The following is a 15,005-nucleotide window of genomic DNA, read 5'->3' as shown; positions in this document are numbered from 1 at the left end:
ATGACCGGTAGAGAAGTTCTGGAAAAGCTCGAAAGAAGAGAATTCACAAGGGAAGTCCTGAAAGAGGCGCTTTCCATAAACGACAGGACGTTCAACGAGGCTCTCTTCAAACTCGCGGACGAAATCAGAAGAAAGTACGTGGGCGATGAGGTGCACATCAGGGCCATCATAGAGTTCTCGAACGTGTGCAGAAAGAACTGTCTCTACTGCGGTCTCAGACGCGACAACAAGAATTTGAAAAGATACCGAATGACTCCGGAAGAGATCGTCGAACGGGCAAGACTCGCCGTTCAGTTTGGTGCAAAAACGATCGTCCTTCAATCCGGTGAAGACCCCTATTACATGCCGGATGTGATATCGGATATCGTGAGGGAAATAAAGAAGATGGGAGTTGCCGTCACCCTGAGCCTTGGAGAGTGGCCAAGAGAGTACTATGAAAAGTGGAAAGAAGCGGGAGCGGACAGGTATCTTTTGAGGCATGAGACGGCGAATCCCGTTCTTCACAGAAAGCTCAGACCCGACACATCTTTCGAGAACAGACTGAATTGTCTTCTCACACTGAAAGAACTCGGCTATGAGACGGGAGCGGGCTCTATGGTGGGACTTCCTGGACAGACGATAGACGATCTGGTCGACGATCTTCTGTTTCTGAAGGAACACGATTTCGACATGGTGGGAATAGGCCCGTTCATTCCACATCCTGACACACCACTCGCAAACGAGAAAAAAGGAGACTTCACCCTCACGCTGAAGATGGTGGCACTCACCAGGATCCTTCTTCCAGACTCGAACATCCCGGCGACCACCGCCATGGGAACGATCGTACCGGGAGGAAGAGAGATCACTCTCAGATGCGGTGCGAACGTCATCATGCCCAACTGGACCCCATCCCCTTACAGACAGCTTTACCAGCTCTATCCCGGAAAGATCTGTGTCTTTGAGAAAGACACCGCGTGTATTCCGTGTGTGATGAAGATGATAGAGCATCTTGGCAGGAAACCCGGAAGAGACTGGGGAGGCAGAAAAAGGGTCTTTGAAACAGTCTGAACATAAGGTAAAATATGATGCGGTATACAATCACAACAGGAGGCCTACTCATGAACATAGACGACATTCTGTTCTCCTACGGAGAAGAGGACATTCCTCTGAAAGCACTGTCGTTTCCCATCTTCGAAACGACGAATTTCTACTTCGACAGTTTCGATGAGATGTCAAAAGCCCTCAGAAACGGAGACTACGAGTTCGTCTACAAAAGAGGAAGCAATCCCACAACAAGACTGGTGGAAAAGAAACTCGCAGCGTTGGAAGAATGCGAAGATGCCCGCCTCGTTGCTTCCGGAATGAGTGCCATTTCACTCTCTATCCTTCATTTCCTCAACTCGGGAGATCACGTTGTGTGTGTGGACGAGGCCTACTCCTGGGCGAAGAAGTTCTTCAACTATCTTTCAAGGAAGTTCGATATAAAAGTCAGCTACGTTCCACCCGACGCGGATAGAATAGTCGAAGCCATCACGAAGAAGACAAAGCTCATCTACCTTGAAAGTCCCACGAGCATGAGGATGAAGGTGATCGACATAAGAAAGGTCACAGAAGTGGCAAGAAAACTCAAAATAAAAACCGTCATAGACAACACCTGGGCATCACCAATCTTCCAGAAACCAAAGCTTCTGGGAGTGGATGTGGTGGTCCACTCCGCGACGAAGTACATCTCGGGGCACGGAGACGTGATGGCGGGAGTGATAGCTGGAGACAGTGAAGATATGAAGAACATCTTCGTGGATGAATACAAAAACATCGGTCCAGTTCTCTCGCCCATAGAAGCCTGGCTCATTTTGAGAGGACTTAGAACTCTGGAACTTCGCATGAAGAAGCACTATGAGAACGCACTCGTGGTGTCAGATTTCCTCATGAATCATCCGAAAGTCCTCGAAGTGAACTATCCGATGAATCCAAGGTCTCCGCAGTACGAACTCGCTTCTTCTCAGATGAGTGGTGGCTCAGGGCTGATGAGTTTCAGGCTGAGAACAGACGATGTGGGGAAAGTCAAAGAGTTCGTCGAAAGTTTGAGAGTTTTCAGAATGGCTGTAAGCTGGGGAAGCCACGAGAACCTTGTTGTTCCAAGGGTGGCCTATGGTGACTGCCCGAAAGAAGACGTGAACCTGATAAGAATCCACGTGGGACTTGGGAATCCAGAAAAGCTCGTGGAAGATCTGGATCAAGCGCTTAAAAAGATTTAAAGCCCCCGTCCGGGGGCTTTTTGTCTCTGGAGAGGAGATTACCACCAGAAGGCCTCGATGGTTTTCTTGATATTAACAACAGTTTTCTGATTCTGATCTTGAGATACACCATTTCCGTAAGTTTCTCTAAGGCTTCCTACTACAAGCTCAGCTATACTTTCGTCTTTTACATCATACCCAATTGTGATCTCAATTTGAGTTTCATTATTGGTGACACTAGTAGTAAGCGTTTTCAAGTTAGGATCTGTCAAAAGATCGTCATCAACAAAACCTTTTTTTCCAGCTTATCTTTCCAATAAGAAAGATCTTTTCCATCAACGTCACTTGTCGCTGGTAGTGTTGCCATAAGATATTGTTCCAGTCCTTGCTCCAAATTCCTCAACTGCACTGCTATTTTCGTCGCCCTCGCCTTCCTCATCGCACCCGTTGCGGTCGGAACGAGCACCGCCATCAAAGTTGCGATGATAGCCATGACGAACAAAAGCTCAATTAACGTGAAACCTGCCCTTCTCTTCATGAAACCCACCTCCCAGGTTAAAATTTGTCAAATATAGATTTTACCCTCATGAATTATACAACCTGTTATTGGTTTGTGTCAAGTGTTAAGAAAGTGTTCAAAAAGTTATTTAATTCTATAGAAATATGTTCATTTTTTGATTAGACAGAAAATTTATTCGTCCTTGTGAATAATTCTAACACGTCTCTGATATAATTCTCAAGAGGAGGTGATCGGTTTGGACTTCAGAAGGCTCACAATAGAAGACTCCTTGAAACTCCCTGACGAAGAAAGGGAAAATCTCCCCCGTCTTTCCTTAGAGGCGATAAAGAAGTTCGACCCCCACGTGAAGGCCTTCATCTCCGTCAAAGAAGACGTCTCCGTGGAAAAGAATGGAAAGTTCTGGGGAATTCCCATCGCCATCAAGGACAACATCCTGACCCTCGGAATGAGAACGACCTGCGCCTCTAAAATCCTCGAGAACTACGAATCCGTCTTCGACGCCACCGTGGTGAAAAAGCTTAAAGAAGCGGGCTTTGTCATCGTTGGAAAAGCGAACCTCGACGAGTTCGCGATGGGATCCAGTACCGAAAGATCCGCTTTCTTCCCCACGAGAAACCCCTGGGATCTCGAGCGGGTTCCCGGCGGAAGCAGTGGAGGTTCTGCCGCCGCGGTCGCTTCGGGGATGGTCGTTGCAGCACTCGGAAGCGACACGGGAGGCTCTGTGAGACAGCCCGCTTCCCTGTGCGGTGTTGTTGGGTACAAGCCCACCTACGGACTCGTCTCCAGATACGGCCTTGTGGCGTTCGCAAGTTCCCTCGACCAGATAGGTCCCATCACGAAGACGGTGAGAGATGCTGCCATTCTCATGGAAATCATCTCCGGAAAAGATGAAAACGACGCGACAACAATGGACAGAAAAGTGGATTTCCTTTCGGAGATCGAAAACGGCGTCGCAGGTATGAGATTCGCCGTTCCAAAGGAGATCTACGAACACAAGATAGAAGACGGTGTGGCAGAGAGATTCGAAGAGTCCCTCAAACTCCTCGAGAAACTCGGTGCGAAGGTGGAAAAGGTCAGCATCCCGCACATGAAATATTCCGTCGCCGTCTATTACGTCATCGCTCCCGCTGAAGCGAGTTCCAACCTCGCCAGGTTCGACGGTGTCAAGTACGGTCTCAGGGTAAAGGAAAAAGGCCTCAGAGAAATGTACATGAAGACCAGAAATGTCGGGTTCGGTGAGGAAGTCAGAAGAAGGATCATGATCGGAACCTTCACCCTCAGCGCTGCCTACTACGAAGCCTACTTCAACAAGGCCATGAAAGTGAGAAGAAAGATCTCCGATGAACTCAACGAGGTGCTCTCGCAGTACGACGCGATCCTCACCCCCACTTCCCCAGTGACGGCTTTCAAGATCGGAGAGATAAAGGATCCTCTCACCTACTACCTCATGGACATCTTCACGATACCCGCAAACCTCGCGGGACTTCCCGCGATCAGTGTGCCGTTTGGATTCTCAAACAACCTCCCCGTTGGTGTTCAGGTAATTGGCAGAAGGTTCGCGGACGGGAAAGTTTTCAGAATAGCGAGAGCCATAGAGAAGAACTCCCCCTACAACGAAAACGGCATGTTCCCGCTCCCGGAGGTGAAAGCATGAGATACAGACCCGTCATAGGTCTTGAGATACACGTTCAGCTTTCAACAAAGACCAAAGCGTTCTGCTCCTGCCCGGCGGATGTCTTCGAACTTCCGCCGAACACGGCGATCTGTCCCGTCTGCACCGGCCAGCCGGGAGCCCTTCCCGTTCCCAGCGAAGAAATGATCAGGTTCGCTGTGAAGACCGCACTCGCGCTGAACTGCAAGATTCACAAATACTCCAGATTCGACAGAAAGAACTACTTCTACCCGGACCTTCCCAAGGGATACCAGATCAGTCAGTACTTCTACCCGATCGCAACGGAGGGTTTCCTGGAGATAGACGGAGACGAAGGAAAAAAGAAAGTCAGAATCAGAAGGCTCCACCTCGAGGAAGACGCGGGAAAGCTCGTTCACGAAGGAGACTCCATCACCCGCGCGAGCTACTCTCTGGTCGACATGAACAGATGCGGTGTTCCCCTAATTGAGATCGTTACAGAGCCCGATATTTCTTCCCCAAGAGAGGCTCGTGTTTTCATGGAGAAGTTGAGATCCATCGTGAGGTACCTCGGCGTGAGCACAGGAGACATGGAAAAGGGAGCGCTCAGATGCGATGCGAACATCTCCGTCGTTGACACAGAAACGGGAAGACAGAGCAACAGAGTGGAAGTGAAGAACATGAACTCCTTCAGGTTCGTCGAGAAGGCTTTAGAGTACGAGTTCGAGCGAATCGTGAAGGCGATGGAGAGAGGAGAAGACGTGGAAAGAGAGACGAGAGGCTGGGACATGACCACGAAGACCACCGTTTCCATGAGAGGAAAAGAAGAAGAAAGCGACTACAGGTACTTCCCGGAACCGGACATACCGCCCGTTGTTCTCTCTGACGAGTATCTCGAAGAGGTGAAAAAGGAACTCCCAGAACTTCCAGACGAGAAGGCGAAGCGCTTCATGAGAGAGTACGATCTTCCGGAGTACGACGCAAAGGTGCTCACCTCGAGTAAAGAACTCGCCGAGTTCTTCGAAGAGTGTGTGAAGGTGGTGAACAGGCCGAAGGATCTCAGCAATTGGATCATGACAGAAGTTTTGAGAGAACTCAATGAAAGAAACATAGAAATCACAGAGTCAAAACTGACCCCTCAGCACTTCGCTGATCTCTTCAAATTGATGGACGAAGGAAAGATCTCCATAAAGATCGCAAAGGAGATATTCCCTGAGGTCTTCGAAACAGGAAAGATGCCCTCTCAGATCGTGGAGGAAAAAGGTTTAGTTCAGATCAGCGACGAAAAACTCATCGAGGAACTGGTGAAAAAGGCAATGGAACAGAACCCAAAGGCCGTTCAGGATTACAAATCAGGCAAAAAGAAAGCGGCAGGTTTCTTCGTGGGATACGTGATGAGAGAGACGAAAGGAAAAGCGAATCCGGAACTCACGAACAGGATCATTCAAAAACTCCTCGAGGGGGAGTGATATTTTGAAAAAGTTCCTTCCTCTTCTTTTTATTTTTGTGGTGGGCGTAGTCGTTCTTCCCGCCTCTTTCACCTGGACGTCCGATGGATACCGCGTCAAATTCGGTGACACACTCTTTTTTGAAGTCTTCAACGACGGATGGGGTGTGGGAGTGAGTCTCTCGAAGAGTGCGACGAACTACCAGAAACTCGGTTTTCTCAAGGTGAAAACCTCAGAAGTCACTTTGAAGACGGGTCTTTCTTTTGGGAACGGCTGGAACGTTTTCTTCTGCGTTGATCAGAAAGATGTGATTCCGTTTCCCGGAAGCCTCTATTATGAGTTCTTCATCGGAAGATCGGGTGGGTACGCTATCCTGGAACAGGACTACATCGTGAAGATCGGTGGGTACAGACTATCCCTCGACAACTTCGCCTATATGTCCAGGGACACCGTCATGTTCCACAGCGGTCAATTCTCCATGGGAGGCACCTCTTTTGCGTACAGAGCTTTGAACAACACGGTTCTCTTTGGCATCTCAGATCCAGACAACGTTCTCTTTTTGGGAGCCGGACTGCTCAACTGGAAACTCGCCGGAGGAGCAGGATTCAACTTCACACCCATAAACGGTGTGGATGTCAAGCTTCTTGTTTCAGCCGCCGTAGATGAGGTCTCTTTTGGATTCATGACACGTGCAAAGAAGGGAAATACCGATCTCACCTTTGTTCTGAACACGAACGAGTTCTACTTCAGTGTGAAATTTTAAGAATCCGCACGATATTCTTCAATAAACGGGGATATTTCTCGATATCCCCGTTTTTTTGTTCGAAACAGGGCTTGTAATTTTTTGTAAACTTGACTATAATTCTGGTCAGGGAGTGATGAAATGGATCTGAGCAGGGTTTCTTTTTACAGTCTTGCGGACGCGAAAGCGCGGTTCTCCCAGGTTGTCGAAGAAGCGAAAACGAAAGACGTGGTCGTGACAAAGAACGGTGTGCCCGCGGTTGCTGTCATTGACTACGAGAAATACAGAAAACTCATGGAATTCATGGATGAGATCCTCGATACTTATCTGCTGGACATCGGGAACGTGGAGAAGTATCTCGAGCTCAAAAAGTATTTTGAATTCAACGATTCACAGGAGGTGTGAGAATGGCTCAGGTTGTCCTTGAAAACGTCACCAAGGTCTACGAAAACAAAGTCGTCGCTGTGAAAAACGCGAATCTCGTCGTCGAAGACAAGGAGTTCGTGGTTCTCCTTGGACCATCCGGCTGTGGAAAAACGACCACTCTGAGAATGATCGCAGGACTGGAGGAGATCACAGATGGAAAGATCTACATCGACGGCAAAGTTGTGAACGACGTCGAACCAAAAGACAGGGACATCGCCATGGTGTTCCAAAATTATGCTCTGTACCCGCACATGACCGTCTACGAAAACATGGCCTTCGGTTTGAAGCTGAGAAAGTATCCAAAGGACGAAATCGACAGAAGAGTACGTGAAGCTGCGAAGATCCTCGGAATAGAAAACCTGCTCGACAGAAAACCGAGACAGCTCTCAGGTGGTCAGAGGCAGAGGGTTGCCGTTGGAAGAGCCATCGTGAGAAATCCGAAGGTTTTCCTCTTCGACGAACCGCTCTCCAACCTCGACGCGAAACTCAGGGTACAGATGAGAAGCGAACTCAAGAAGCTCCACCACAGACTCCAGGCAACGATCATCTACGTGACACACGACCAGGTGGAAGCGATGACGATGGCTGACAAGATCGTCGTCATGAAGGACGGAGAGATTCAGCAGATAGGAACCCCACACGAAATATACAACTCTCCAGCGAACGTCTTCGTTGCCGGATTCATTGGTAGTCCTCCAATGAACTTCATCAACGCGAGAGTCGTGAGAGGAGAAGGCGGTCTCTGGATCCAGGCATCTGGCTTCAAAGTGAAGGTGCCGAAGGAATTCGAAGACAAACTCGCAAACTACATCGACAAGGAGATCATCTTCGGTATCAGACCTGAAGACATCTACGACAAGCTCTTCGCACTGGCACCAACTCCAGAGAACACGATCACAGGTGTTGTGGATGTGGTCGAACCTCTCGGAAGTGAAACCATTCTCCACGTGAAAGTCGGAGATGACTTGATTGTGGCATCCGTCAACCCGAGGACTCAGGCAAAAGAAGAACAGAAAATCGATCTGGTACTCGACATGACGAGAATGCACGCCTTCGATAAAGAAACGGAGAAGGCTATTATCTGAGGGGGCCGGCCCCCTCACTTTTTTACTTTGAACTCGATCACGTCCCCATCCTCGAGCAGTTCAGTGAACATGGCTCTCCTTCCGTTTTTGAGAAGCTCGTAGTCCTTGAGCCCGTCCAGCTTCAAATCCTTGAGAAGGTCTATCACCATGGGTTTGAAGTCTTTCAGTTCCACTCTTTCTTCGTCTATCCTGTGGAGGATTTTCAAAGGGATTTTCTTCAATTCGCCGTTGAACGTGACGGTGATGTGGGGAACTTCAAGTGCTTCCTCCAGTGTTTTCCTTCCCTTTTCAACGAGGTCGATCTCTTCTCCGAGCGGAACTTCTTTATCGTCTTTCAAAGGAACTCCCCCTTTGAGAAGATCAAAATTCACGAGGGAGATCCATTTCTCTTCGCCGTTCACCACGATCCTTGTCTTTCCGTAGGAGATCTTTGACTTTATCTCGGAGACCTTTATCTTTTCCGGAAAGCTTATCACATCTCCTTCTTCTACGGCCGCATCGGGTGGTACTGGCGTTCCGTTCTTCACGATCTCCGGGAAGATCTCCTCCACTTCTCCATCGGGAAGTTTCACTTTCACAGGTTTCACAAGGTCCTTTATTCTCAGTGGAGTTTTCTCCTCTTCGGTTTGAATATCTATCCTGTCACCGTGCTTCACTCTGGAGGAGAGATTCGCCTCTTCGCCGTTCACGAGAATCTTCACGGAGGTTCTTCTCTTTGGCCTCAAGAGAGTTTTTCCGTTTAGTTCAAAGGAAATCATCTCTCCACCTACGAGCGAGGAGAACCTGTATCCCGCCTGTATGAGCACCTGCATGACCGAGTACCTGCCCACTCCTCCCATGAGCTTCACAGGAACCCCGTTCACGAAGACCTGAGAGAAAACGGATCCCCTGTTTCTCATGGCACTGTAAGCGATTCCCACAGGAGTAATGTACTCGCTTCCTTTGACCTTTCCGGTGAGATCCTCAACAAGACCGGTGCTTTCTACACTCTTCAGAGATACCCTGTCAAGAGGAAGATCCATCTTCCTGGCAAGACTTTCCACAAAACCCGGTACCTTCGCGCCGCCGCCGACCACCATCACAACAGAGGGGGCTCCACCGTTCAGCTCTGTCACGACCGTTGAGATCTCCGTTGTGATCTGATCCACCACAGGCTTTATCGCTTCGGAGACCTCCTGAGCGTTCAACTCGATTTCTCTGTCCAGTATATTCTTCACCTTCACTCTTTCTTCCGAAAAAACGGTTCTCTTCACGTGTTCCGCCGTCTGAAAGTCGAGCAGAAATTTCTTTCCTATGGCTTCCGTTATCTCGTCACCCGCCATGGGAATCATTCCGTAGGCCACCACCGTTCCTTCCTTCGAGATGGCTATGTCGCTCGTTCCCGCGCCCACATCGACGAGAGCTATGTTCAGATACCTGAGATCCTCCGGGACGGTCAGATCCATCGCCGCTATCGGCTCCAGCGTCACGTGAACCGGAGTGAGTCCCACAGTCTCCAGAACCCTCATCAGGGAATCCACAACGTGAACGGGAAGGAAAGCAGAGACCACCTTAACATAAGCCTTCCCGCCTCTGTGTCCCTCAAGCTTTTTCATCCACATTCCGTCGAGTCTGTACTCGACGACGGAGTATCCCACACAGAAGAAGTCCTCTTCCACACTTTCCTGCGCTTTAGTCACCGCTTCTATTTCAAGCTTCATAACGTCTTCGCGGGTGATGTGTCCGGTCTTGGAAAAATCCAGCTCCGCCTCACCTACTTGAGTTTTCAGGAACCTTCCCGCGAGGGCCACAGCCACCTCTTTCAGTTCGATTTCGTTCCTCGACTCGAGTCTTTCTTTCACCTCTTTCACCGTTTCCGCCACTCCGAGCACATCGTGAACCTGACCGTCGAACATCGTGCGTGTTTTGTGTTCTATCAGTTCAGAATCCACGATTCTGATCGTACCTTTCTCCTCGACGACGATCAAACCCGCTATCTTTCTGGTACCCACATCGAGAGCGAAGATCACACTTTCACCTCCACCACCGTGACACCCGTTCCCCCCTCAGAAGGTGTTCCGAATCTGAAAGAAACCACTCTTTTGTCCTTTCTCAGTATTTCCCATACTCCAGATGCGAGCTTTCCGGTGCCCTTTCCGTGTATTATGTATCCCTTGCTGATGCCGTTCATCATCAGGTCATCGATGAACTTCTTCACAACCGGCTCCGCTTCTTCAACCGTCATACCCCTTATGTCTATTTCCGTTCTGAAGCTCGAAGGCCTGTAAGAGACCGCTGAAGATTCTTCCTTCTCCTCCTTTTTAACCTTTTTCAGTTTCGAAACGGGCACCTTCAATCTGAGAAAGCCAAAGTCAACAAGGGCGGTGCCACTTTTCACCTCAACGACCTTCCCCACAGAGGTTCCACCTTCCATTTTCACGTGATCTCCGGGTTTTATTTCTTCTTCGGTCGCTTCTTCGATTCTCTTTTGCTCCAGATCTTTCTTCTCTTTCTCTATCGTCTTCACCGCTTCTCTCATCTCGTCAACGCTGCCAGTTTTTGCCACGTGTATCGCCTGATCGAGTTCCTTCTTGACCTTTCTGATGTAATCGTTGAGCTCCCTCAGCTCTTTGTCGAACTCTTCTATCTTCATCCTCCTCAGCTTTTTGTAATCTTCCTCGTACTTCTCCCTCAGTTTCATGTACTCTTCGCGTTCTTTCTGGAGTTTTCTCTTCTCCTCTTCAAGAAGCGAGATCTTCTCGTGGAGAGACCTTATGAGTCCCTCGAGTTCCATCTCCTCCCGAGAGAGTCTCGATCTGGCGTTTTCGATTATACGTTTGTCGAGTCCCAACTTTTCTGCTATCTGGAAAGCGTGAGAACCTCCTGGAACTCCAACCAGAACCCTGTAAGTTGGTGAGAGGGTTTCCGGATCGAACTCCATGGAGGCGTTCAAGAGCAGAGGATGGTTCATGGCGAAGACCTTCACAGGTGTGAGGTGTGTGGTTACAAAGATCGTTGCTCCTTTTTCCAGAAGATCCTCTATTATCGCGACGGCAAGGGCGGCTCCTTCCACCGGATCCGTCCCCGAGCCCAGCTCGTCGAGGATGACCAGTGAATCGCTGTCTGCATTCTTCACGATCTCCACGATCTTCTTCATGTGCGACGAGAAGGTGCTGAGGCTCTGTTCTATGCTCTGCTCCTCACCGATGTCCGCCATGATCTTTGGAAAGACCTTCAGCTCCGTTCCTTCATCACAGGGGAGAGGGAAGCCACTCATCATGAGGGCGGTAAAAAGACCAACGGTTTTCACAGTCACGGTCTTTCCGCCCATGTTTGGACCCGTTATGATGAAACCTCTTTTGTTGGGTGGAAGCTCAAGATTTATTGGAACGACTCTCTCCTTTGGTATCAACGGATGTCTTGCGTTGACAAGTCTTATCCGCGAAGAAGGTTTCACGACGGTTCTGTTGAACTCTCTTGCGAACTTCACCCTCGCGTAGAGGGAGTCGAAACGCGCTATGAGTTCCACGTTCCTCTCAAGGTCGTTGAGCCTGGAAAGGAGTATGTTCGTCAGCTGTCTCAGGATCCTGCTGATCTCCAGCCTTTCCTCCTCTTCTAAAAGACGCACTTTGTTGTTCAGTTCGACGAACTCGTCGGGCTCCAGAAAGACGGTGGCACCGGAAGAGGAGAGATGGTGAACGATTCCCCTCACTGCGTTCCTCATGGAAGCCTTCACGGGGAAGAGATACCTTCCATCCCTGTAAACGTACATCTGTTCCTGAAGGATCTGAGAGTGCGTCCTGACGAAATCATCGGCCTTTCTCTTTATCTCGCTGGAAAGACGCTTCTTTTCCGTTCTGATCTCCCTCAATCTGGGACTCGCACGGTCCGAGATCTCTCCATCCTGTTCTATGCACCTGTTCACCTCTTCCACGAAATCTCTGAAGGAGCTGAGTCTGGAGAAGGTCTCTTTGAGCCTGCTGTATTCACGCTTTTCGAAGTCCTTCTTCAGGATGTCACAGCCTTCGAGAAACACGGAAACGCGAAGAAGTTCCCATGGTTCCAAGGCTGAACCGGACTTCACCCTCTCCACTTCCTGAGAGATATCGTTCAATCCCTTTATGGGAGGCTCTCCCCACCTGGCAAAATAGTTCAGAAGCTCCTCCACGAGTTCGAGCTCGTCCCACGGATTCACCGTCGGTTTGAGAGTGTCCAGATGTTTTCTTCCCAGGTCAGAGAGCGCGTATTTCTTTACTATCTCCACAACTTTTGGAAAATCGAGTGATTCGAGATAATCCACTCTTCACCACCCCAGTCTCACGAACAGAGGAAATCTGATGCTCGAGTCCTTCAGCGTTATTGAATAACCAAATCCCCATTTTACTCCTTCATGCTTTTTCCAGAAAAAATTGACGACGGCAAGATAGGGTTTTAAAGAAAAGCCTACCCTTGTCTCAAGGGTAAACATGAAATCCCCCAGATCCAGATTCCTCACAGCACCGACGAAGAAACAGATGGAGGAAAAGCCCCAGAGTTCCACTCCCGCTGTGAACTCTCCAGTGTCCATGCCCACGGACGACACGGTTTCTCTTTCCGAAAAATCGTAGGAAAAGCTCACAAAGACGTCTCCCATCATCTGAACGGAGACGATCACAAGCAGAGCGAGAATGATTTTTTTCATGTTTTCCACCCCGAAACGATTATACTATGATGGGGAGGTGAAGAGATTGCTCTTTCTCGGAGTGGATGTGGGGGGAACGAAAACACAGGCCGTCCTCAGCGATGAACAGGGAAACGTTCTGGCTGTTCACAGAGGAAAAGGAGCGAACTATCAGGTCGTTGGAAAGGAAAGCGCTGTCAGGAATCTCAAAGATGTGATCGAAGGTATCCTGAACAAGGCAGGAAAGACCAGAGAAGAGATCGATTTTGCCTTCTTCGGATACGCGGGAGCGGACTTCGACTACGAGATGAAGATTGTGAGAGAAATACTGGAAAAGCTCGGTCTTGAAAAATTCGACTTCGACAACGACGGAAGGACCGCCCTGAGATCGGGGGTTTTCGACGACATTGGCATCATGGTGAGCTGCGGAACGGGCAGTATCTCGTACGCATCCGATGGAAAGAGGGTGAACAGAATAGGAGGGCTCTCTTTCTCCCTCGGTGAAAGACTTGGCTCTCACTACATCGCTTCCCTTGTGACATCCGCCGTTGTGAGGGCAAAAGACGGAAGGGACGACTGGACGGTTCTCGTTGACGAGGTTGAAAAAGAGATCGGGCCGGTCGAAACTCTTCTGAGGTACGATTACGAAGGTGGAGACACCAGCGAGATTGTTAAAAAGGTAAACCAGATCCTCTTCAGGTGTGCCGAAAGTGGAGATACTGTTTCTCTCAGAATATTCAACGACATCGTGACCGAAGTGAAAAAGATCGTCGACGCCCACAGAAAATCCCTCAACTTCACACCACCCATCAGGCTGATCCTGGAGGGAAGCTTCTTCAAGAACGCTCCTTCCCTTCTCATAAAGATGATAGAAAGTGCCGTCGGAAAGGAATACGAAGTCACAATCCCGGAGCACGATCCAGTGATCGGTGCGGTACTGTTTGCCATGGAGCGTTCTGGAATCGAGGTGACGGAAAAACTCTACAACAGGCTGGTGAAGAACTACCTGAAGGAGGTGAAGAGATGAGAATTGCGGTGATAGGTGGTGGAAGCAGTTACACCCCGGAGCTGGTGAAGGGACTTCTCGACATCTCCGAGGATGTTCGCATCGACGAGGTGATCTTCTACGACATCGACGAAGAAAAGCAGAAAATCGTCGTTGATTTTGTGAAAAGGCTCGTGAAGGACAGGTTCAGGGTACTGATCGCCGAGAGTTTCAAAGACGCGGTGATGGATGCAAAGTACGTGATCTTTCAATTCAGACCAGGAGGGTTGAAGGGAAGGGAAAAAGACGAGGGCATACCGCTGAAGTACGGCCTCATCGGACAGGAAACAACGGGGGGTGGGGGGATTTTCGGCGGCTTTGAGGGCGTTTCCCATAATAGAAGAGTACGTTGATACCGTGAGAAAAACATCGAACGCGACCATCGTAAACTTCACCAACCCATCCGGCCACATCACGGAGTTCGTGAGAAACTACCTCGAATACGAAAAATTCATAGGCCTTTGCAACGTTCCCATAAACTTCATCCGGGAGATCGCAGAGATCTTCTCAGCAGAGCTCGAAGACGTGTTCCTGAAGTACTACGGCCTCAACCATCTGAGCTTCATAGAGAAGGTCTTTGTAAAAGGTGAAGACGTGACGGAAAAGGTCTTCGAGAACCTGAAGCTGAGGCTCTCCAACATACCAGACGAAGATTTCCCGGCGTGGTTTTACGACTCGGTGAGGATCATCGTGAATCCTTACCTGAGATATTATTTGATGGAGAAAAAGATGTTCAAAAAGATCTCCTCGCACGAGCTCAGAGCAAGGGAAGTGATGAAGATAGAGAAAGAACTCTTCGAGAAGTACAGAACCGCTACCGAGATACCGGAAGAACTCACAAAGCGCGGTGGCAGCATGTATTCCACTGCGGCGGCTCACCTGATAAGAGACCTCGAAACCGATGAAGGGAAGATACACATAGTGAACACGAGGAACAACGGATCGATCGAAAATCTCCCCAACGATTATGTTCTCGAGATTCCATGCTACGTGAGGTCTGGCAGGGCACTTTCGATCTCTCAGGGAAAGGGAGATCTCTTTGCCCTCTCGTTCATCCATGCTGTGAAAATGTACGAGCGCCTTACGATAGAAGCGTATCTGAAGAGATCGAAAAAACTCGCCCTGAAGGCTTTGCTCTCCCATCCCCTCGGACCCGATGTGGAGGACGCAAAAGACCTTCTCGAAGAGATACTGGAGGCGAACAGAGAATACGTGAAACTGGAGTAAAAAAACAAAGGAGGGGGAAATTCCCCC

The 15,005-nt window shown here is 49.4% G+C and carries 12 protein-coding genes and 1 pseudogene; 9 read left to right on the top strand and 4 right to left on the bottom strand.

All coding sequences use genetic code 11. The features are described from left to right. Entirely contained in the window at window positions 1-1,047 is a 1,047-nt protein-coding gene (hydE, locus tag CELL2_RS07625) for a [FeFe] hydrogenase H-cluster radical SAM maturase HydE (RefSeq protein WP_029683001.1), read from the top strand. A 50-nt stretch (window positions 1,048-1,097) separates the two neighbouring features. Then, the gene (gene aar, locus CELL2_RS07620; protein ID WP_038034370.1) at window positions 1,098-2,237 is read left to right on the top strand and encodes a bifunctional L-alanine/L-glutamate racemase; all 1,140 of its coding nucleotides are present in this window, start codon (window positions 1,098-1,100) and stop codon (window positions 2,235-2,237) included. A 247-nt stretch (window positions 2,238-2,484) separates the two neighbouring features. On the opposite strand, the gene CELL2_RS09675 is transcribed toward aar, so the two are convergent. After that, window positions 2,485-2,754, bottom strand: a complete 270-nt coding sequence (locus CELL2_RS09675; protein WP_241208649.1) for a type II secretion system protein — start codon at window positions 2,752-2,754, stop codon at window positions 2,485-2,487. Window positions 2,755-2,971: 217 nt separating this feature from the next. On the opposite strand from CELL2_RS09675, the gene gatA reads away from it, so the two are divergent. The 5 genes from gatA to CELL2_RS07590 all read left to right on the top strand — a co-directional run bounded on the left by gatA (window position 2,972) and on the right by CELL2_RS07590 (window position 8,067). Then, window positions 2,972-4,390, top strand: a complete 1,419-nt coding sequence (gatA, locus tag CELL2_RS07610; protein ID WP_038034375.1) for an Asp-tRNA(Asn)/Glu-tRNA(Gln) amidotransferase subunit GatA — start codon at window positions 2,972-2,974, stop codon at window positions 4,388-4,390. Further along, window positions 4,387-5,835: an Asp-tRNA(Asn)/Glu-tRNA(Gln) amidotransferase subunit GatB gene (gene gatB, locus CELL2_RS07605; protein WP_029682998.1), complete on the top strand. Its 1,449-nt coding sequence runs from the start codon at window positions 4,387-4,389 to the stop codon at window positions 5,833-5,835. The genes gatA and gatB overlap by 4 nt, the downstream gene beginning before the upstream one ends. 4 nt (window positions 5,836-5,839) lie before the next feature. Continuing rightward, window positions 5,840-6,577, top strand: coding sequence for a hypothetical protein (locus CELL2_RS07600; protein ID WP_011943932.1), 738 nt, complete (start codon window positions 5,840-5,842; stop codon window positions 6,575-6,577). A 120-nt stretch (window positions 6,578-6,697) separates the two neighbouring features. Further along, window positions 6,698-6,961: a type II toxin-antitoxin system Phd/YefM family antitoxin gene (locus tag CELL2_RS07595; RefSeq protein ID WP_011943931.1), complete on the top strand. Its 264-nt coding sequence runs from the start codon at window positions 6,698-6,700 to the stop codon at window positions 6,959-6,961. A gap of 2 nt (window positions 6,962-6,963) precedes the next feature. Continuing rightward, window positions 6,964-8,067, top strand: coding sequence for an ABC transporter ATP-binding protein (locus tag CELL2_RS07590; RefSeq protein WP_011943930.1), 1,104 nt, complete (start codon window positions 6,964-6,966; stop codon window positions 8,065-8,067). Window positions 8,068-8,081: 14 nt separating this feature from the next. Here the strand turns inward: CELL2_RS07590 and CELL2_RS07585 are convergent, their stop codons facing one another. The 3 genes from CELL2_RS07585 to CELL2_RS07575 are packed head-to-tail and all read right to left on the bottom strand — an operon-like array spanning window position 8,082 to window position 12,727. Further along, entirely contained in the window at window positions 8,082-10,076 is a 1,995-nt protein-coding gene (locus CELL2_RS07585) for a cell division protein FtsA (RefSeq protein WP_029682997.1), read from the bottom strand. After that, window positions 10,073-12,346: an endonuclease MutS2 gene (gene mutS2 / locus CELL2_RS07580; RefSeq protein ID WP_038034377.1), complete on the bottom strand. Its 2,274-nt coding sequence runs from the start codon at window positions 12,344-12,346 to the stop codon at window positions 10,073-10,075. Before mutS2 ends, CELL2_RS07585 begins: the two co-directional genes overlap by 4 nt. Window positions 12,347-12,349: 3 nt before the next feature. Continuing rightward, a complete protein-coding gene (locus CELL2_RS07575; RefSeq protein WP_011943927.1) occupies window positions 12,350-12,727 on the bottom strand; it encodes a hypothetical protein in 378 nt (125 codons plus the stop codon). Between the two features lie 46 nt (window positions 12,728-12,773). Between CELL2_RS07575 and CELL2_RS07570 the strand changes: the two genes are divergently transcribed. Then, window positions 12,774-13,733: an N-acetylglucosamine kinase gene (locus CELL2_RS07570; RefSeq protein WP_038034379.1), complete on the top strand. Its 960-nt coding sequence runs from the start codon at window positions 12,774-12,776 to the stop codon at window positions 13,731-13,733. Then, window positions 13,730-14,978, top strand: a pseudogene (gene bglT / locus CELL2_RS07565) (6-phospho-beta-glucosidase BglT). The gene CELL2_RS07570 and the pseudogene bglT overlap by 4 nt, the downstream one beginning before the upstream one ends. Window positions 14,979-15,005 lie beyond the last annotated feature (27 nt).

Origin of the sequence: Thermotoga sp. Cell2, assembly GCF_000789375.1 — a bacterium.
In the GTDB taxonomy this organism is placed as follows: domain Bacteria; phylum Thermotogota; class Thermotogae; order Thermotogales; family Thermotogaceae; genus Thermotoga; species Thermotoga petrophila.
The sequence above is the reverse complement of the archived record's forward strand: the minus strand, read 5'-3'. Positions and strand labels throughout refer to the sequence as shown.